The 17,691-nt window shown below is 41.7% G+C and carries 20 protein-coding genes and 1 pseudogene (1 of these 21 only partly in view); 20 read left to right on the top strand and 1 reads right to left on the bottom strand.

What is annotated here, in order from left to right; genetic code table 11:
• Positions 1–18: 18 nt before the first annotated feature.
• Positions 19–273 carry a hypothetical protein gene (locus COT81_05220; GenBank protein ID PIS04691.1) on the bottom strand — a complete coding sequence of 85 codons (255 nt, stop codon included), beginning with the start codon at positions 271–273 and terminating at the stop codon, positions 19–21.
• A gap of 310 nt (positions 274–583) precedes the next feature.
• Here COT81_05220 and COT81_05215 point away from each other — a divergent pair, with 310 nt between their 5' ends.
• From COT81_05215 to COT81_05120, 20 genes and pseudogenes are all read left to right on the top strand, one after another.
• A complete protein-coding gene (locus COT81_05215) occupies positions 584–2,248 on the top strand; it encodes a hypothetical protein (protein ID PIS04690.1) in 1,665 nt (554 codons plus the stop codon).
• A 60-nt stretch (positions 2,249–2,308) separates the two neighbouring features.
• Positions 2,309–3,115, top strand: coding sequence for a hypothetical protein (locus tag COT81_05210; GenBank protein ID PIS04694.1), 807 nt, complete (start codon positions 2,309–2,311; stop codon positions 3,113–3,115).
• A gap of 8 nt (positions 3,116–3,123) precedes the next feature.
• Positions 3,124–4,326 (top strand): hypothetical protein, encoded by a 1,203-nt coding sequence (locus COT81_05205; protein ID PIS04689.1) that lies wholly within the window; start codon positions 3,124–3,126, stop codon positions 4,324–4,326.
• A 1-nt stretch (position 4,327) separates the two neighbouring features.
• Positions 4,328–5,530 (top strand): hypothetical protein, encoded by a 1,203-nt coding sequence (locus tag COT81_05200; protein PIS04688.1) that lies wholly within the window; start codon positions 4,328–4,330, stop codon positions 5,528–5,530.
• Positions 5,531–5,571: 41 nt separating this feature from the next.
• The gene (locus tag COT81_05195; protein ID PIS04687.1) at positions 5,572–6,024 is read left to right on the top strand and encodes a hypothetical protein; all 453 of its coding nucleotides are present in this window, start codon (positions 5,572–5,574) and stop codon (positions 6,022–6,024) included.
• 70 nt (positions 6,025–6,094) lie between these two features.
• Complete coding sequence (locus tag COT81_05190; GenBank protein PIS04686.1) at positions 6,095–6,610, top strand: hypothetical protein; 516 nt, start codon at positions 6,095–6,097, stop codon at positions 6,608–6,610.
• Positions 6,611–6,614: 4 nt separating this feature from the next.
• Positions 6,615–7,472, top strand: coding sequence for a cytochrome c biogenesis protein CcdA (locus COT81_05185; protein ID PIS04685.1), 858 nt, complete (start codon positions 6,615–6,617; stop codon positions 7,470–7,472).
• 19 nt (positions 7,473–7,491) lie between these two features.
• Complete coding sequence (locus tag COT81_05180; protein ID PIS04684.1) at positions 7,492–8,448, top strand: hypothetical protein; 957 nt, start codon at positions 7,492–7,494, stop codon at positions 8,446–8,448.
• Between the two features lie 21 nt (positions 8,449–8,469).
• On the top strand, positions 8,470–9,237 hold the full coding sequence (locus tag COT81_05175) for a hypothetical protein (protein PIS04683.1): 768 nt from the start codon (positions 8,470–8,472) through the stop codon (positions 9,235–9,237).
• A 5-nt stretch (positions 9,238–9,242) separates the two neighbouring features.
• Complete coding sequence (locus tag COT81_05170) at positions 9,243–9,713, top strand: hypothetical protein (protein ID PIS04682.1); 471 nt, start codon at positions 9,243–9,245, stop codon at positions 9,711–9,713.
• 1 nt (position 9,714) lies between these two features.
• Entirely contained in the window at positions 9,715–10,122 is a 408-nt protein-coding gene (locus COT81_05165; protein ID PIS04681.1) for a sulfurtransferase, read from the top strand.
• A 118-nt stretch (positions 10,123–10,240) separates the two neighbouring features.
• The gene (locus tag COT81_05160) at positions 10,241–10,519 is read left to right on the top strand and encodes a hypothetical protein (protein PIS04693.1); all 279 of its coding nucleotides are present in this window, start codon (positions 10,241–10,243) and stop codon (positions 10,517–10,519) included.
• Between the two features lies 1 nt (position 10,520).
• Positions 10,521–11,069 carry a hypothetical protein gene (locus COT81_05155; GenBank protein ID PIS04680.1) on the top strand — a complete coding sequence of 183 codons (549 nt, stop codon included), beginning with the start codon at positions 10,521–10,523 and terminating at the stop codon, positions 11,067–11,069.
• A gap of 26 nt (positions 11,070–11,095) precedes the next feature.
• Positions 11,096–11,590: a hypothetical protein gene (locus tag COT81_05150; GenBank protein ID PIS04679.1), complete on the top strand. Its 495-nt coding sequence runs from the start codon at positions 11,096–11,098 to the stop codon at positions 11,588–11,590.
• 84 nt (positions 11,591–11,674) lie between these two features.
• A complete protein-coding gene (locus tag COT81_05145; protein PIS04692.1) occupies positions 11,675–11,860 on the top strand; it encodes a hypothetical protein in 186 nt (61 codons plus the stop codon).
• Positions 11,861–11,863: 3 nt separating this feature from the next.
• Entirely contained in the window at positions 11,864–12,250 is a 387-nt protein-coding gene (locus COT81_05140) for a hypothetical protein (GenBank protein PIS04678.1), read from the top strand.
• A gap of 183 nt (positions 12,251–12,433) precedes the next feature.
• Entirely contained in the window at positions 12,434–12,802 is a 369-nt protein-coding gene (locus COT81_05135) for a copper-transporting ATPase (GenBank protein ID PIS04677.1), read from the top strand.
• Between the two features lies 1 nt (position 12,803).
• Positions 12,804–14,981 (top strand): copper-translocating P-type ATPase, encoded by a 2,178-nt coding sequence (locus COT81_05130; protein ID PIS04676.1) that lies wholly within the window; start codon positions 12,804–12,806, stop codon positions 14,979–14,981.
• Positions 14,982–15,469: 488 nt separating this feature from the next.
• Entirely contained in the window at positions 15,470–15,697 is a 228-nt protein-coding gene (locus tag COT81_05125; protein ID PIS04675.1) for a hypothetical protein, read from the top strand.
• Positions 15,698–15,761: 64 nt separating this feature from the next.
• Positions 15,762–17,691 (top strand): annotated as a pseudogene (locus COT81_05120) (hypothetical protein); it runs 215 nt beyond the window's last position.

Genomic DNA, 17,691 nt, shown 5'->3' with positions numbered 1-17,691 from the left:
AGACATTACTTTTTATACTTATCCTGGCGAACCACACGAGTTTACCAACGCCTGGCCGGTCGTGATGCAACGCACGACCGAATTTTTTGACCAGTATTTAAAATAAAGTCTTTGGCCGGATGTGCGTGATTTATTTCGCCGCTCGCCTGACTGCCCTACGGCCTTTTTAACCTTTTTTGTGGCATCTTCTAATTGTTTAATACTGTTAATTTGATTAACAGTGCCTTCAGCATTATAAACAATTTCAAAAATGAATGCCGGGGCTTGGTTCATCGATTCTCCTTTGGCGCGGTGATATTGACCAAAAGGTAACAACACTACATTTTCCCTATCATCGCTAGCCGGAATTTGAACGGCTGGAATTTTTTGGCCTTCAATGCCTAAGTTATGCCCTATGGTTTAATTGGCTAAGGCATTTTGCATTAAGCCATCTAGCCGGACAATGTTTTTAGCTTTGTCCTGCGCCAGCCGACTTTCAACGCTAGTTTCGCTTTCAACCTCTTTCGGGGGTTAAAGTTTCTTTGTTTGTAGTTTAATTGTAGTATGAAGAAAAATTGATAAATATGGTATACTAAATGCCGTGATGGTTAAAAAAGTATCTCTCTATTTAACTTTATTTGTAATAGCTGGTGTGGCCTTAACCGGCTTTTGGGCGTATCAGCGATATTTTAAGCAGAACACAACACCGCCACTGGAATTTACGGTTGAACAAGGCGACTTATCTGAAGTTATCCGCGTGCGCGGGGAGGTTGCCTTTGAGCAAGAGTTTAACTTGGAGTTTCCGTTCTCCGGCATTGTTGGTAGCGTGAATGTAGTTGAGGGCCAGCACGTTAAAGCTAATGATGAGTTGATGAGGCTAGAAACAACCAACGAAGAGCTTGAAGTATCTCGCTTGCTCGCCTTACGGTCACAATACCAAGCGACTTTAAATAGATTAATTAACGGCCCAACGGCGCAAGAGATAAAAGTTAAGCAAACAGCTGTTTTAAATTCCCAAAAAGCTCTTGATGATAAAGAATTGAATTTAACTCACGTTAAAAATGAAGCAGAGGTTGATTTGCAAAATTTGTATGACGCCATTCCTGGCATCTTAGCTGACGCTTATACTAAAGCTGATGACGCGGTAAATAAACAAATTGATGCGCTTTTTAGCAATGACAACACTTCAAACCCCACACTAACTTTCACCACTGGTTCACAAATCAAAAATGATGCAGAATTGCGCCGGCAAGAGGTAACTGGCACCTTGGCTCAATTTAATACTTTGGTCAGCATTTTACCCTCCGACGATTTGGGACGGACACAAGCTATGGTAGCGGCAAAAGGTTATTTAAGCGGGATTAAATTATTGTTAGATAGGCTAACCGAAGCGCTTAACCAAGCGACAGGAGTAGACGCGACCACTTTAGGCACATACAAAGCAAACGTTAATACGGGGAGAACCAACATTAATACAGTCATTGATAACATTAATAATCAGGAGCAAAGTATTGCCGCTCAAAAAGCAAGCAACACTAAAGCTATTGCCACCGCCCAAGCGGCAGTTAATGATGCCGAAAATGCGTTGCTGGTGGCGCAAAACGAGCTGGATTTGTTAATTGCTGAACCTCGGCCAGAAGATATTGAAATTGAACGCGCTAAAATTTCTCAAACAGATAGTCAAATTGGCGCGGCCAGGGAAAAAATTCGCCAGGCGATTTTACGGGCACCGTCGGATGCGAGCGTGCTAGAAGTTAATTTTAAAGCCGGGGAATTGTTTCAGCCTGGCAAGGTAGCCGTGGTGCTGTCAGGGGCTGGTTTGCAAGTTGAAGCTGACGTGTCAGAATTAGACATTGCCAAAATTAGCGCTAATGATCCGGTCAGCATTGAACTTGATGCTTTGCCCGGACAATTGTTTGACGGTGAAGTATCAACGATTGAAGCTAAAGAGATTGAAAAAGATAGCGATATATTTTACCGGCTTAATATAGTATTTAAATCTGATGATGAAACCCAGTCACAAATAGTCTCAACTTCGGTACGGTCTGGCATGAGCGCGGATTTATTTGTCATGACGGAACAAAAAACTAATGTGGTAATAATTCCGGAATTCACCGTGACTACCCGTGATGGCGGAGAGTATGTGACAATTTTAGAAGGCGGCAAATTTCAAGACATCAAAATAGAAACCGGAATTACTGACGGTGACAACATTGAAGTTATAAGCGGTTTAACTGCCGGGCAAACGGTTGTGGTAACTGCTGAATAAATTGGTATGGCAAGTGTTAGATCAGCAGCTCAAATTGATGTTGTTTGCGGTATGAACTTAATGGGAGTTGAAAAAACTCCCTCACAAGATTATCAGGGGCAAAAGTATTATTTTTGCGGTGATTTTTGCTTGGACCGTTTTGTTAAAAATCCAGACAAGTATTTTGGACTGCCGCTGATTAAATTTATTGGGCTTAAAAAAAGTTTTCAGCTAGGTAAAGTTGAAACTAAAGTGCTGCGCGGTATTAATTTAAATATTTGGGCCGGGGATTTTGTGGCGATTGTCGGCGCTTCGGGCTCAGGTAAAAGTACGTGCCTAAATATGATTGGGCTATTAGATCGCCCAACTTCTGGCAGTTACGAATTGGAAGGAGAAAATGTAGCCAATCTCAACGATATCAAGCGGGCAAATTTACGCGCCCATACTTTTGGCTTTGTCTTTCAGCAATACAATTTAATACCTTGGTTTACGGCTTTGGAAAATGTAACGCTGCCGCTGACATTTGCCAACCAAAAAATTGACGAGGCGGGGATTAAAAAAAGCTTTGAAGATATTGGCTTGGGGGAGCGGATGCACCATCGACCATTAGAGATGTCTGGCGGCGAACAGCAACGAGTGGCGCTTTTAAGGTCCTTAGCCAATGACCCTAAAATTATCTTGGGTGATGAACCGACCGGCAATTTGGATTCAGTTACCGGGGATAAAATTTTGCAGATGCTAATTAAACTCAACAAAGAACAAGGTAAAACTTTGATTGTGGTAACCCATGACGCCGATATTGCCGAGAAAGCTGACCAAATTGTAGTGTTGAAGGATGGTCTAATAATTCCTGATCATCACTCGCAAAAGAAAATTTATACCGATTAGTTAGCAGCATGATCAAAAATTTTCTACGGCTGAGCTTAAAAGGTATCCGCCACCGCCGGTTAAGAAGTTGGCTCACGATTTTAGGCGTGGTGATTGGCATTATGTTAGTCGTTGTAATTTTATCAATTAGTAGCGGTGTGAGGTCGGTAGTGAGCGGTACGTTGCAGATGTTCGCATCAGATTTAATTACCGTTGTACCAGGAGAGGAGACCAATCCGTTTATCGCGTTTTATGGCGGACAAAAGTTTAAAGAAAGCGATGTGTATGATTTAGAAAAAATTTCTGGCATTGATTTTGTGGTGCCAATGAACATTAATACTTTTACCGCTGAATTTAAAGGTGAGCAAAAAACGGTCATGGTGCACGGCGCGCCGTTTGTCACTTTTGCTAAAGCCTATGAAACTTCCGAAGGGTTCACAATTGCCTCGGGTAACTGGCCAGCCAGCGACGAAACTAACGAAATTGTCCTTGGGCATAATCTAGCGACCGAATTATTTAAGCAAGACATAAAACTTAATGACGAGATCATTTTAAAATCAAAAAAGATGAGAGTCATTGGTATCTTACAAGATAGCGGTGAACAAATAGCTGATAATGTGCTGCATGTATCAGATGTTAAATTTCGTGAATTAACCGGCGCTGGCTTAACGGCATCAGTGATAAAAGTTAAGTTATTGCCAAAAGCCAATATCGATTTAGTTAGCCGTCAAATTGAGCATGAATTATCTAAACAGCAGGAAGTCCGGGATTTTTCCGTGATTAGTCCGCAAAAAGCGGATCAAGTAGTCGGCAACGTTTTAAATATAGTGGAACTTAGCTTAGTTGTGATTGGTTTGATATCTTTAATTGTCGGATCGGTTAATATTATGAATACAATGTACACGTCAGTCGTTGAGCGGACCAAGCAAATTGGCATTATGAAAGCGGTTGGCGCGAGTAGTGATTCCATCTTATCTTTATTTTTAATTGAATCAGGGTTAATCGGATTAGTTGGGGGAGTTTTAGGCGTCATATTTGGCGTCGGTTTAGCTTACGTTATGGGTAGCATAGCGGCGCGGTACGGCGTGGTTGGCTTATTTTCATTTAGCTCACTTGATTACTTTGGGCTGTTTATTATTTTAATCGTAACTTTTATAGTCGGGGTATTATCTGGCGTATTGCCGGCGCGGCAGGCGGCAAAATTAGAGCCGGCAACCGCTTTAAGAAAGTAATATGATAAAAACTTTTTTAATTTTAAGCTTTAAGGGTATTCGTTATCGTAAATTACGCAGCTGGCTAACAATTGTTGGCATTGTTATCGGCATTATGCTGGTGGTATTTATTCTATCTTTGGGTAGCGGCATTAAATTTGCCCTAAATAAACAACTTCAGCAATTTGGCAGTGATTTAATTATCATTACACCAGGCAAGTTAACTAATCCGATAACTACGATTTTGGGAGAGAAGTTTAAAATTGAAGATATTGAAGATTTAGAGTTAATTGAGGGTGTGGACTATGCGGTGGGATTTGACTCTATTTCATTGAATGTGGAGTTTGAGGGTGAGCAAAAAACCGCATTATTCCATGCCGCTCCCTGGAAGGGTTTATCAGATTTTTATGAATCTTCTCAAGGGTTACGGTTAGAGTATGGCCGTTGGCCGACTCGCGATGATGCCAACGAGTTGGTGTTAGGCTACTTGTCATTTCGGGAATTATTTAAAAATCAATTAGATATTGGCGACGAAGTTACGGTTAAGTCAAAAAAAATGACGGTGATCGGCGCGGTTTCAGAAATTGGCAATCAAACGGATGATAATGTGTTTTATATTTCGGCTGAAAAATTTCAGGAGATCACCGGCCAGCGGTATGGCGCCCGTTCGGCATTTGTTAAAACGAAGACCAATTACGACATTAACTTGATTGCTAAAAAAATTGAAAGCCAATTAAATTTACAACAAGAGGTAAAAGATTTTACTGTTTTAACGCCAGAAAAAACTGACCAGATAGTCGGCGATGTTTTGAACATTATTGAATTAAGCTTAGTGATCATTGCTTTAATTTCTTTACTCGTCGGCGCGGTCGGTATCATGAACACTATGTACACTTCGGTTTTGGAAAGGACTAAAGAAATAGGGATTATGAAAGCTTTGGGGGCACGTAGTGATGATGTGATGTCTTTATTTTTAATTGAGTCGGGGTTAATCGGATTAGTTGGGGGAGTAATTGGAGTGGCTTTAGGTTTAGGGTTAGCTATGCTATCGGGCCTTGGCGCGGCTCAAGCCGGAATTGAAGGGTTTTTTACTTTTGCCGGCATTGATTATTTGGGTATGGCGGTAGTGTTAATAGTAACATTTATCGTCGGATTATTATCCGGCGTGCTGCCAGCGCGCCAAGCGGCGAAAATGGAACCGGCTGAAGCGCTGAGATATGAATAGGGCATATTTACTTTATAATTTAGCTATGATAGCATGGTTGTATGAAGCATAAATTACTGCCAATTATATTGATGTTTTTTGTACTCGGCCTATATTTTATTGGTGTAGTGAGCTTGTCGCAAATGGAACACGACACTCACGTTGCCTGCCCGTTAGCTAATATTGGAGCCACTAACTGTCCCAGCGCCACACAGGCAGTTGCTTTAATGACGCATCATTTAGACATGCTGGCAAGTATTGTTACGTCATTTATTCAAATGGACGCCTTATTATTAGGATTAATTGTAGTGCTGTCCGTTGGGATTTTGTTTACTAGGCAAGATTTATTTTGGCTATGGTCAGGATATTTGTATTTTAGAAAAGTTTTGTACGAGCAAACTTCTTTTTATAAGCGCCGAAGGCAGATTCAAAAATGGCTTGCCCAATGCTCCACACTAATTGATCGGCTTAGATTAAGGGTGACTTTATTTTTGTTTAATTCTGATTTTATTTAGCAGTTTTTGTTAGATTAATAAAGATATAATCACCCGTTTTTACCAAACGGGTGATTTTAATTATGTGATTATGAACCAAAGAACAAAATACATTATTGCTTACACATTTGCGGCGGCGGCAATTATAGGGTTTTTAGCCTGGGCAGCAAGCACTGAAAATAGTTCAGGCAATAGCACTTCAAGTGTTTACTCGGCTAGCGCCCTTGAAGCACCGGATAACTTCTATGACTTTAGTACCATTGCCATGCAGGATGGCAACGTCAGCCATATGTATGAAGTTAAAAATGAAGGTAACGAGCCGGTAAGAATTGAAGAAATTTACACTTCCTGCATGTGCACCACCGCATCTATCATTGGCGCTGACGGCACAAGGCGGGGACGGTTTGGTATGAAAGGACACGGGCTTTCAGGGGCGGCAAATTATGAGGTGATGCCAGGCAAGTCAGTGATAATTGAAGCGGTTTTTGACCCAGCGGCGCACGGCCCGTCCGGCGTAGGATTAGCCCGCCGGTCAATTTACCTAGAGACGAACTCGCAGACGCAGCCAAAAGTGGAACTTAGATTCCAGGCGCTGGTAACTCGCTAACTATATGGATGTTATCTTAGGGGCGTCTATTATCGCCGCATTTTTTGCCGGCATGGTGGCATTATTTGCGCCTTGTTGCATTACGGTGTTATTACCCACATACTTAGCCTCAGCCTTTAGGGAAAGAAAGCAAATGCTAAAAATGACCTTTGTTTTTTTTGGTGGAATCGCCGTGGTGCTTGTCCCAATTGGTCTTGGGGCGGCTGGGCTTGCCGAGGTTTTCAAAAGCGCGCATCGAGAGTTATATGTATTTGGCGGCGGGTTGATGATAATTTTTGGCATTATGTCATTTTTGGGCAAAGGGAAGTCAATTATTCCGATGCCTAAGCTTTGGCAGGCGAAATTGAACGTAACACATACAAAATCAGTTTTTTTGTTAGGGATATTTTCCGGCGCGGCAACATCTTGTTGCGCACCGGTACTAGCTGGCGCGGTAACCCTGGCGGTTATTTCTGGCACCTTTTGGAAAGCGCTTATTGTCACCTTTGCCTATGTTTTTGGCATGACATTTCCTTTGTTTTTGGCGGCTTACTTTTACGATAAATTTAAGCTGGAAAAAAATAAGTTAATTCAAGGCAAAGTATGGAGCGTTAAGTTAGCCAAAAAAACATATTATGTTCATTCCAGCAACATCTTAGCCGGAAGTGTTTTTCTTTTGATGGGCATTATGCTTTGGTGGTTGGCGTTATCTGGTAACGCCTTTTGGTCTCCCGCTTGGCAGGCAAAATTAGGCAATGCCTTACAGCAGCGGTCTGAGAATATTGTAGAAACGTTAATGTCTGTACCCGATGTTGTTTGGGGGGTTATGGTTGTAGGGTTTTTTTCCTATCTCGCCTTCGTAGCTTGGAAAAATAATAAATAATTAACAAAGATGCAAAGATATGGGATTAAATAAAGAAGATAAAAAACCAAAAAATGCTGGCCAAAATCCTTGGCAAATTTTGGCATTAGGATTGCTGTTTATGATTGTTTTTAGTTGGTATTTTGATATTGATATCAAACCCAGGTTGACTAGCAAAACGTCAGACTCAAAAGGTCAAATTAATTCTGCTTCTGAAAATACTAGCAATGATCAGGCTGTGGCAATAAATGAAGAAATGGTGTTGCCAAGTCAAGGCGTGACGCTGCCGGTGGTTTGGGGGGACTTGGGCAAGCAGTTAGTTGATAAGGGTGTGATTGATAAAGCTAAATTTGAAGCAGTGTATGCTCGCCGCGGAGGAATGACTGATTATGAAAAAGCTTTGTTGGAAAGTGAGAAAAACGCCAATCTAAAAATTGACCAAAACAATGCCCAATTTATCTTAAATTTGCTTTGGGCTTTTGGATTGGCTAATAAAAATCCGATCTTAGAAACGGGTCCAATGCAAAGCGAGCAGTACGGCGGGGCGGGGCGGTTTGCTTCAACTGGCGGTTGGTCGCTTGCTCGCGGTGGGGCGATGGATCACTACAGTCAGTATGGCTTAGTAGAGTTAAACGCCAAACAGCAAGATCTGGTTGAGGAAGTGTCTCAGAATATTTACCGACCATGTTGTGGCAACTCAACTTACTTTCCGGACTGCAACCATGGTATGGCGATGCTTGGATTGCTTGAGTTGTTAGCCGCCCAAGGCGCAACTGAAGCTCAAATGTATAAAGCAGCCTTACAAGTTAATTCTTTTTGGTTCCCCGATACTTACTTAACTTTAGCCCAATACTTCCAGAAGCGAGGGTTAGTTTGGGATAAGGTTGATGCTAAGGTCGCTTTAAGTTCTTCTTATTCAAGTTCATCCGGATACCAACAGGTTAGAAGTGAGGTCAAGCCAGTTCAAAGAAGCAGTGGTGGAGGTTGCGGTGTATAAATATTAATAACAAACAAATTTATGAGCCTTAAATTTATTGATGATTTAAAGCCTAGGGCGGCTTTTTATCTTGGAATCATGTTAGCTTTAACAGTTATATTTGCAGTCGGTTTTTTTGGACTTTTGGTTTTTGATGCGCCAGAGTTGGGTTTTAGTCTAAAAGGCCAAAAAGAGGTAAGCGCTGATACGGGCAAGACTGTAAATAATAGCGCAAGCCCAGATTCAACTGGTAATTCAAGCATAACCGTAGTTTCTGTCACAAAGGACGACCATATCTTGGGTGATAAAAAAGCACCGATTAGCATTATAGAATATTCTGATGCTGAGTGTCCCTTTTGCAAACGCTTTCATCCAACTATGCAGCAAATAGTTGCTAAATATGAAGGCCGTGTCAATTGGGTGTATCGGCATTTTCCCTTGGCGTCAATCCACCCCAAAGCGCCTAAAGAAGCGGAAGCCACTGAATGCGCAGCAGAGCTTGGCGGTAATGATGGTTTTTGGGCTTACTTAGATAGGCTATTTGAGATTACACCTTCAAATAACAATTTAGACCTTGCCCGGCTGCCTGAAATTGCCGAAGAGGTGGGCCTTAATGCTGACAAATTTGAAGAATGTTTAAATTCCGGCAAGTATGCTAAAAAGGTGCAAAGTCATTACAATCAAGCTATTGCGGCCGGTGGGCGCGGTACGCCTTATTCATTAGTGATTTACGGCGATAAGCAAATTCCACTCTCAGGAGCTCTAACATTATCACAAATTGAGTCAGCCCTCGCCCAAATAATTGAGTAATTATTATGAAGCATAAAATTATTATTACGCTTACCCTGGTAGTATTGTTAAATGGATGTGCTTTGGCAATAACTAAAGAAAAACCTAATATCGCCGCGCCGGCGCAAGATTCAGTTTTTGAATTTGATGAGCAAGAGTATGACTTTGGAGTGGTTAAACAAAGCGGGGGAATTGTGGCGCATGATTTTAGTTTTACTTATAATGGTGCGGACCCGATTAAAGTCACTGGTGTTCCGGCAAGTTGTGCCTGCACTAGCGCTGAGATTGATAAAAGTGAGTTAAGTCCTGGTGACAGCGGAGTAATCACAGTTGCTTTTGATCCTAATTTGCATGAAGAGCCACAAGGCAGGTTCTTCAAAACTGTGGCGATATTAACTGAGCCAAAGTTAGAAATTGAACCTGAGATAAAAATTTGGGCGGAAATTAACCTAGACCTTGGCCCAGAAGCGTATAAATTAAAAGAACATATTGATTAATATGAATAAAAAAATAATTGTCGTCTTGGTGGTTATTTTGGCTTTAGCTATTGGTTTTAAGCTGACTTATAAACCATCGGAAAATATTAATATACATTCAACATACCAAAATGTTAGCTCACAGGAATTGTCACAAATGTTAAACCAAAAAGATTTTACTTTGATTGATGTCCATGTTCCTGAACAAGCCCATATACCGGGCACTGACGCACTGATCCCGTATGATGAGATATCAAGCCGGCAAGGTCAGTTACCAAGTGATAAAAACGCTAAAATAGTGTTGTATTGCCGATCGGGTAGCATGAGTCAAATTGCGGCTGAAGAGTTAGTGTCTTTAGGTTATAGGCAAGTGTACAACTTAGACGGGGGATTAAATTCTTGGCTGGCTTCTGGTTTTAGCGCTAATTGATTCAAATTTGGATAAAAATTTATTTTTCAATGCTCGGGGCTTGACAAATATCGAGTCGGGGTATATGATGGTTATATAAATACCCTATGGGGGTATTATCGAAATGACAGAAAATTATATGAAAGGTAAAATTCAAAGGCCATATAAGAATCGAGCTTTGCATCGTCTGCGCATTATTCAAGGTCAACTTCGCGGGTTGGAGAAAATGGTGGAGGACGAAAAATACTGCATTGATGTTTTAACACAGGCATTGGCGATACAAGAATCAATTAAAAGCTTTAGTTCTCTAATGTTAGAAAATCATTTAAAAACGCATGCCAGCCGCCTGCTCCGAGGCAATAATAAGAATAAGGCGATTAATGAATTAGTAAATATTTACAAACTTAATCAAAAGTAATATGAAAAAATTAGCATTCTTGTTATTGCTTTTAGCAGCGCCAACCGTAGTTATGGCCGATACTGATCATGGTACAACAGTCGAACAAGCGCTTACTGAAGTTATGTCCAGCCAAAAAGCAGCCAGCGCTGCGGACATAAATTGTAGTCAGGTGACTGATGCTCAATTCGAAACTTTAGGCGATGCAGTCATGGAGCTAATGCATCCTGGCGAAGCACATGAGCAGATGGATTTAATGATGGGCGGAGAAGGTTCGGAATCTTTAGAAGCGATGCATATTCAAATGGGTCAAAACTATTTAGGCTGTAATACCGAAAATTTTGATAATTATTTTGGTTCAGGCGGTATGATGGGCCCGGGTATGGGTGGCGGTATGATGAATTACAGTAATAAAGGCATTAGCGGAGGAATGATGAGTGGACTTGGTACAGGCATGATGAGCTTTGGCTATAATGGTTTTGCCTGGATTACAACCATATTGATTTGGGCAGTTTTAGTTTTAGCTATAATGGCCTTACTTAAGTACGTAACTGGTAAAAACAGCAAGTAACTTGGGAAGTAATTAGAACAGTAATTATGCTTGTAAAAATCCATACTGAAATAAACATCAATAACACTCCCGAGGCTATTGCTGAATATGCGGCTAACCCGGACAACTGGACTGCTTCAAACCCTAAGGAGCATTTGGGCTTAAAATTTTATAACGATAAAAACAGGCCAGAAACCGGAGTTGAATTTTACCAAAAAGAAATGGTAGCCGGAATTTATAATGACCTAAAAGGACATGTGCAATATGTTGATTTTCCGCATGTAACTGTTTGGCGGGGATTGGCAAAATATCGATTACTTGGTCCGCTAGTAACCTTTCACTTAGCTGAGGGTGGGCTGGTGCGGCTTAAAGAATATGAAAGTGGAACCAAAATGATGCATGATTACTACATTGATTTTCCGGATTCTGTGATTGGGAGAATATTGCATTGGTATTTTACGAAAAAGAATGTTAAAGAAAAGTTATTTATCCATGGCAATAATGAATTGCAATTTTTTAAAAAAGTATTAGATAATAAATAAAAGCAAGGGGGTGAAAATATTATGAACAACAAATTAAATGCATTAGCTTTAGGCTATGCCGGAGCAGTTGTTTCCGCGCTATGCATGTTATTACTCGGGATTTTGGGTAATTTAGGTTTATATATGAGCGGTGTTGAGGCGATGATGCAATGGCATTTATTTTTCTCGCTCAGCTTGGGCGGTATTATTGGCGGGATGCTTGAGGCGGCGGTAGTGAGCTTTGCGGGGCTATATATTTTTGGCGGACTTTATAATAAGTTTACTAGGTAGGCGATGTCGAGTTACGGTATTACAAAAAAAGTTAATTATAACTTCAAAGAAGCAATAGACAAAACTATTGATGCTTTAAAAAGCCAAGGCTTTGGAATTTTGACTGATATTGATGTTACCAGAACATTAAAAGAAAAATTAGATGTCAAATTTAACAATTATCGCATTTTGGGCGCGTGTAATCCGCCGCGAGCACATAAAGCCTTGCAAATCGAGGAAGAGGTAGGGCTTTTGCTGCCCTGCAATGTGATTGTCTACCAAAATGACGAGGGTGTATTTGTTTCAGCGCTTAACCCAAAAGTTGCCTTTAGTCTGGTTGATAATCAGAAATTAGAGCCAATTGCATTAGAAGTTGAGAAAATTATGAAAAAAGTTATTGAAGGGTTATAATTCACTGTATGGTATTAGCTAATGTAACTAACGACGTTTTTGAATGCGAAGTGTGCCGGTTTCATTATGAAGATGAAGCCAAAGCCGAGGAATGCGAAAAATGGTGTCGGGAACATAAAAGCTGCAATTTAGAAATTACTCGGTTCGCTTTGGAAAATCAAAGCCGCGGCTAGCATTAAATATATGCAAATTATTGGAATCGTTTTAATTTTGGCGGTTATTGCGCTGTATGCTTTATGGATTCGTTTTACCTTGCATCAAAGCGGTGTTGTGGCTAAAGAGAGCGGAGGCACGCAAACTTTTGATATTTTAGTCAAGGGCGTGTATTCACCGTCAGTTTTGAGGGTTAAAGCCGGTCGACCGGTGAAGATACATTTTCGGCGCGAAGAATCAACCGAATGTTCCCGCTATGTTAATTTTCCTGATTATCACATCAGAAAAGAATTACCGGAAGGAAAAACAGTGACAATAGAATTTACGCCCGAGAAAAAAGGCGAGCAACTATTTACATGCGACATGAGCATGTATCAAGGTAAATTAATCGTTGAATAACATGGCAAACCAACCAACCAAAAAGCAATATGATATTAGCGGGATGCATTGTGCTTCGTGCTCTATTACGATTGAAAATAATTTAAAAAAATTGCCGGGTGTCAAGAATGCCGCGGTTAACTTTGCGACCCAAAAAGCCAGTGTTGAGGGTGATGTTGGGGATCAAGAAATTATAGAAGCGGTTAAGCAAAGCGGTTATCGCGCGACGCCAATTGTTGGCAGTAATGGAAACGAATCACCTGACCATGGCGATGCCGTAAGAGAAGTAGAGATTAAAAAGGAAAGAAATTTGTTTATTTTGAGTTTAGTTTTGTCCGTGCCGATTGTGACAATGAGCATGGTTTTACGGGACACTTCGTTTCAAAGCAAAGTTATCCAATCGTTATTAGCCGGTATCGTCCAGTTTTACGTCGGCTTCCGGTTTTACAAAGGTATGTATTACGCGGCCAAAAACAAAACTGCCAATATGGATACCTTAGTTGCCGGCGGTACGAGTGCGGCATATTTTTATAGCGTAGCGACAACGTACGTAATTGCCGGTGAGGTTTTTTACGAAACAGGCGCGTTGTTAATAACTTTTGTCGTGCTTGGTAAGTGGCTAGAAGCGAGGGCCAAAGGCAAGGCCGGGGAAGCGATTAAAAAATTGCTTGGCTTGCAAGCCAAAACCGCGAGAATTATCAAAGATGGCAAAGAGGTAGATGTGCCAATTAAAGAAGTTCAGGTGGGTGACATTGTGATTGTCCGGCCGGGAGAAAAAATAGCGGTGGATGGAGAAATAATTGATGGCCATTCCACTGTTGATGAATCAATGATCTCCGGCGAGAGTATTCCATTGGAAAAAAAGGCCGGCGATTTTGTGGTCGGCGCGACAATTAATAAAACCGGCAGTTTTAAGTTTAAAACCACTAAGGTTGGCAAGGACACGGTGCTCGCCCAAATCATAAAAGTGGTAGAAGCAGCCCAAAGTTCTCGCGCGCCAATTCAAAAGTTCGCTGATACTATTTCGGCTTATTTTGTGCCCTCGGTTGTGGCTTTGGCATTAATTACATTTATCAGTTGGTATTTTTTGGCGCTTTCGCCTTTTGTGACGGCATTACTTGCTTTCACGGCGGTGCTAGTAATTGCGTGCCCTTGCGCCTTGGGTCTTGCTACTCCGACCGCGATTATTGTTGGCACTGGCAAGGGTGCCGAAAATGGAATTTTAATTAAAGGCGGGGAGGCCTTAGAAGTCGCCAATAAAATTGAGGTGGTCGTTTTTGATAAAACCGGGACGTTAACAAAGGGCGAGCCGGAAGTGACTGATATTGTCAGCCTAGGCGGCAAACAAGATGAAATTTTAAGTTTAGCCGCATCTTTGGAAAAAAGCTCAGAACATCCTTTGGCTGAGGCGATTGTTAAAAAAGCTAGGTCTCAAAAGTTAAAATTAGTGGACGCTAAAGATTTCAGGGCCATTGCCGGACAGGGAGTGTCGGGAAAAATTTCCGGTCATCACGTTTTACTTGGCACTGCCAGACTAATGGAAAAAAATAACGTGCCATTAACGGCTGAAGCCGTGAAGCAAAAAAGTGACTTAGAAGATCAAGGTAAAACGGTTATCGCGGTAGCCAAAGGCAACAAAATAATTGGGCTTGTTGCCGTTGCCGATACTTTGAAAGAAACTTCCCGAGAAGCAGTTCAGCGCTTGCAGGCAATGGGAATTAAAACGGCTATGATTACCGGTGATAATTCGCGAACGGCGCGAGCAATTGCCAAGCAGGTAGGAATTGAAAAAGTCTTAGCCGAAGTTTTACCTGAAGGCAAAGCTCATCAAATACAACTGTTACAAAAAGAAAGCAAAAAAGTAGCTATGGTGGGGGACGGCATTAATGATGCCCCGGCCTTAGCGCAGGCTGATTTAGGTATTGCCATGGGCGGCGGGACTGACATTGCGATTGAAGCGGGCGGCGTGGTTTTAGTCAAAGATGATGCCCGCGACGTTGGCCGTAGTATTTTATTGAGTAAAATAACCATGGCTAAGATTAAACAAAATATGTTTTGGGCGCTATTTTATAATAGCGTCGGTATCCCGATCGCCGCTTTGGGGCTTTTGCGAGCCGAACTTGCAGGTCTCGCGATGGCGTTAAGCAGTGTCTCGGTGGTATTAAATTCTTTATTGTTAAAAAGAAAAAAATTAGATTAGCCGATTTTTTTGCCAAAAAAATTTTATCGTAATATAATTAAATTGTATTAGAGCATTATTAGTTTTTTATGGCACATGTGAAAAGCGCTGCCAAATTTATGGCCTTGGGAATTTTGCTAAGTTTTTTGATTGCGCCAGCAACCTATGCAATTCACCAAAACGGCGGCGCCTTGTCATATTACCCTGAATTTATAGCTTCAGGAATCTGACTTATTAGCGTTGTTTACCTGTTCATTCTTTCTCGCGGCCTGGGAAAGATTTTTAAAACCGGTTCGGCAATTATTGCTGCCGGTATTTTATTTTTGTCGTTAGGCGGAATCACTTTAGGAATAGAAGAGCTGTATAACTTACAGGACAATTTGGTCATTGAATTACTATTTGAAATTTTTATACTAGTCTGTGCAATTTTGCTTGTAGCCGGGCCAATTATAGTTGCCAGGCGTCTTAAAAATCAGATGCCGAAAAAATAATCAGACGTAAAGTAATTTATGACAGATTCTTTATACCAGGATCTAGTTGAGTTGTTTGTCCAAATCGTTGGGCTTAATGCCGAAAAACAGATTAGAGCTATGTATGAGGACTCAAGCGAAGATAGGCAAGAGCTGATTAAACTTGCCCGTAAAACCTTTCCCAGTTTTGTGGGTGAAAAAAAGTCAGACGCACTTATTTCTAATGTATTAGAAAAGCATAGCGTCAAGGATAAGGTTGAAACATGATATTTTTAGCAAATTATGATAAACTAAGATTTACAGGAGGAACCTCAATTTTAGTTTCAATCTTATGACGCAACCCAATAAGCGCTTAAGCGTAATTGTGATCGCTATTTTATTAATAGTAGTGGTTGGATTGATTTGGTATTTTAACCGAATTACTGAAACGGTGTATTCTTCTGACACCGTTTTGCCAACAACTTTTATTGCGGAAGACGAAAGGGTCATTTTGGAAAACGATTCAAAATTGATGGTTCAAGGAGATCTGACGGTGAATGGAGATTTATGGTGCCGAAATGGCGCTTTGAATGTTATGGTAACTGGAAATTTATCGGTCAACGGGAAACTTCGCTGTGAGATTGAAAATGCTTCCGGATTAGGACTTGGCGTTAATTTAGTCGCTCAAGGCAACGTTGAATTTGCTCGTGATTCAGTCGTAACAACCAACGGCCATGTGCAAGTAGTTGACAATGAATCTAGGCTGGCAACCACTCAAACAGCGATTGATGAACTTTTTGAAGATACGGGTTTAAATAATGATAATGGTACGGGAGTAGGCCCATTTATACCAATAGATTTAGCGCCTGGACAGCAAGCTTTAAATGTTGATAGTTCAAATTACTATCAGCCGGTTTTAGTTGATCAAGCTGGAAATAAATTATTACCAACTTTATCACATGGTTTGGTTAAAGCTGCTTCAGCGCAGGAGCCGGCAACAGATATTCAAGGCGGTGATGTGCCTTGGACCATAAAGATCGGCGGTAAATGGGTAGTTGGCTCGCCTGGGTTAGAACCGCCATACGATATTAATATCCCAACACCGCCTGAAGAGATTAAAAAAATTATTATTGCCTATAACTTTGGTCCAGGAAAGGATGTTAACATTTCCAATTTATACTTGTCTGGCCCTGACGGCCGTCCAGGTGCTAATGACGAAGGGGCAAGCTGTGATGCCAAGGGCGCGAAAGGGGAGGACGCTTTTAGGTTAAATGTTCAGGCGGCAAATATTACAATTAATGATTTTACTTTGAGGATGGGTAATGGAGGGGACGGCGGATCGGCAGTATCTCAAATTAATTGTGATCCGGGCAAAGCTACCGGCGGTGAAGGCGGTGAGCCGGGTAATATAAAAATGCGAACTACCGGCAGCTTTAAAATTGTCGGAGCTTTTAAGATAATTCCTGGCCTTGGCGGATTTGGCGGAGAAGCAATTGCGGCTGGAAAGCCAGGCGAAAATACGTGTGACGGTGAAAAAGGAGGGGATGCTATTGCTACCGGGGGTAAGGGCGGAGATAACAAGAAAGGATTAAAAACGGTACGGGTTGAAGGTGTAAACAATATTGAAATTACAGGGTTGCTTGCCGGAGACGGTGGCGATGCTTATGCCCACGGAGGGGACGGCGGTAATGGTTCAGAATGCGGATGCGATGGAGGTCCGGGCGGTAAGGCTACTGCTACTGGTGGAGAAGGCGGGACAGCAACTTCCCGCACCGTTCAATCAACTGGTGGTAATGGCGGCGATGCTGAAAGTTATCCAGGTAAGGGCGGCAATGGCGGGTCATGTACAGAGTTAAAAGCGGGCGGCAATGGGGGTAAGGGAGGAGATGCTGAAACTGATGGTGGTAAAGCTGGCAGTGGCAGAACGGCCGACGGGGTTGATGGTATGGCTTTAGAAGAAGCCGGCGGCAATGGCGGTAATGGCGGCGATGGTTGCGAAGAAGGCAAGGGCGGTCCGGGCGGAAATGGCGAACCAAAAGGCCAAGACTGGAATGACGGTAAAAATATCTGTCCAACTGACACTAACTCCAATACAGGAGTGTCAGTACCAGGCGATAATTCTACGGTGAGTTCAGGCGATGAAATTGAAACCGAACTTGTGCAAATGAAACTTTCCGCCCCATCCATTTTTTACAAACACGGCATTGGCATCAACGATTGTCCTGACCCAATGGGCACGATTACAGTTGAATTACCGCGTCCGGGTACCGTCAGCTTAGATA

The sequence above is a fragment of the Candidatus Buchananbacteria bacterium CG10_big_fil_rev_8_21_14_0_10_42_9 genome (assembly GCA_002773845.1).
In the GTDB taxonomy this organism is placed as follows: Bacteria; Patescibacteriota; Patescibacteriia; order Buchananbacterales; family 21-14-0-10-42-9; genus 21-14-0-10-42-9.
Note: the sequence above shows the minus strand (reverse complement) of the source record. Positions and strands in the feature narration are given on the sequence as shown.

What these genes read in the sequence shown, in the direction of transcription:
- COT81_05150 (PIS04679.1), top strand. Translation starts at nt 11,096, where the DNA reads ATGCTTGTAAAAATCCATACTGAAATAAACATCAATAACACTCCCGAG.
- COT81_05210 (PIS04694.1), top strand. Translation starts at nt 2,309, where the DNA reads ATGGGAGTTGAAAAAACTCCCTCACAAGATTATCAGGGGCAAAAGTAT.
- COT81_05160 (PIS04693.1), top strand. Translation starts at nt 10,241, where the DNA reads ATGAAAGGTAAAATTCAAAGGCCATATAAGAATCGAGCTTTGCATCGT.
- COT81_05130 (PIS04676.1), top strand. Translation starts at nt 12,804, where the DNA reads ATGGCAAACCAACCAACCAAAAAGCAATATGATATTAGCGGGATGCAT.
- COT81_05200 (PIS04688.1), top strand. Translation starts at nt 4,328, where the DNA reads ATGATAAAAACTTTTTTAATTTTAAGCTTTAAGGGTATTCGTTATCGT.
- COT81_05175 (PIS04683.1), top strand. Translation starts at nt 8,470, where the DNA reads ATGAGCCTTAAATTTATTGATGATTTAAAGCCTAGGGCGGCTTTTTAT.
- COT81_05190 (PIS04686.1), top strand. Translation starts at nt 6,095, where the DNA reads ATGAACCAAAGAACAAAATACATTATTGCTTACACATTTGCGGCGGCG.
- COT81_05215 (PIS04690.1), top strand. Translation starts at nt 584, where the DNA reads ATGGTTAAAAAAGTATCTCTCTATTTAACTTTATTTGTAATAGCTGGT.
- COT81_05140 (PIS04678.1), top strand. Translation starts at nt 11,864, where the DNA reads ATGTCGAGTTACGGTATTACAAAAAAAGTTAATTATAACTTCAAAGAA.
- COT81_05165 (PIS04681.1), top strand. Translation starts at nt 9,715, where the DNA reads ATGAATAAAAAAATAATTGTCGTCTTGGTGGTTATTTTGGCTTTAGCT.
- COT81_05155 (PIS04680.1), top strand. Translation starts at nt 10,521, where the DNA reads ATGAAAAAATTAGCATTCTTGTTATTGCTTTTAGCAGCGCCAACCGTA.
- COT81_05145 (PIS04692.1), top strand. Translation starts at nt 11,675, where the DNA reads ATGTTATTACTCGGGATTTTGGGTAATTTAGGTTTATATATGAGCGGT.
- COT81_05135 (PIS04677.1), top strand. Translation starts at nt 12,434, where the DNA reads ATGCAAATTATTGGAATCGTTTTAATTTTGGCGGTTATTGCGCTGTAT.
- COT81_05220 (PIS04691.1), bottom strand. Translation starts at nt 273, where the DNA reads ATGAACCAAGCCCCGGCATTCATTTTTGAAATTGTTTATAATGCTGAA.
- COT81_05180 (PIS04684.1), top strand. Translation starts at nt 7,492, where the DNA reads ATGGGATTAAATAAAGAAGATAAAAAACCAAAAAATGCTGGCCAAAAT.
- COT81_05170 (PIS04682.1), top strand. Translation starts at nt 9,243, where the DNA reads ATGAAGCATAAAATTATTATTACGCTTACCCTGGTAGTATTGTTAAAT.
- COT81_05185 (PIS04685.1), top strand. Translation starts at nt 6,615, where the DNA reads ATGGATGTTATCTTAGGGGCGTCTATTATCGCCGCATTTTTTGCCGGC.
- COT81_05195 (PIS04687.1), top strand. Translation starts at nt 5,572, where the DNA reads ATGAAGCATAAATTACTGCCAATTATATTGATGTTTTTTGTACTCGGC.
- COT81_05125 (PIS04675.1), top strand. Translation starts at nt 15,470, where the DNA reads ATGACAGATTCTTTATACCAGGATCTAGTTGAGTTGTTTGTCCAAATC.
- COT81_05205 (PIS04689.1), top strand. Translation starts at nt 3,124, where the DNA reads ATGATCAAAAATTTTCTACGGCTGAGCTTAAAAGGTATCCGCCACCGC.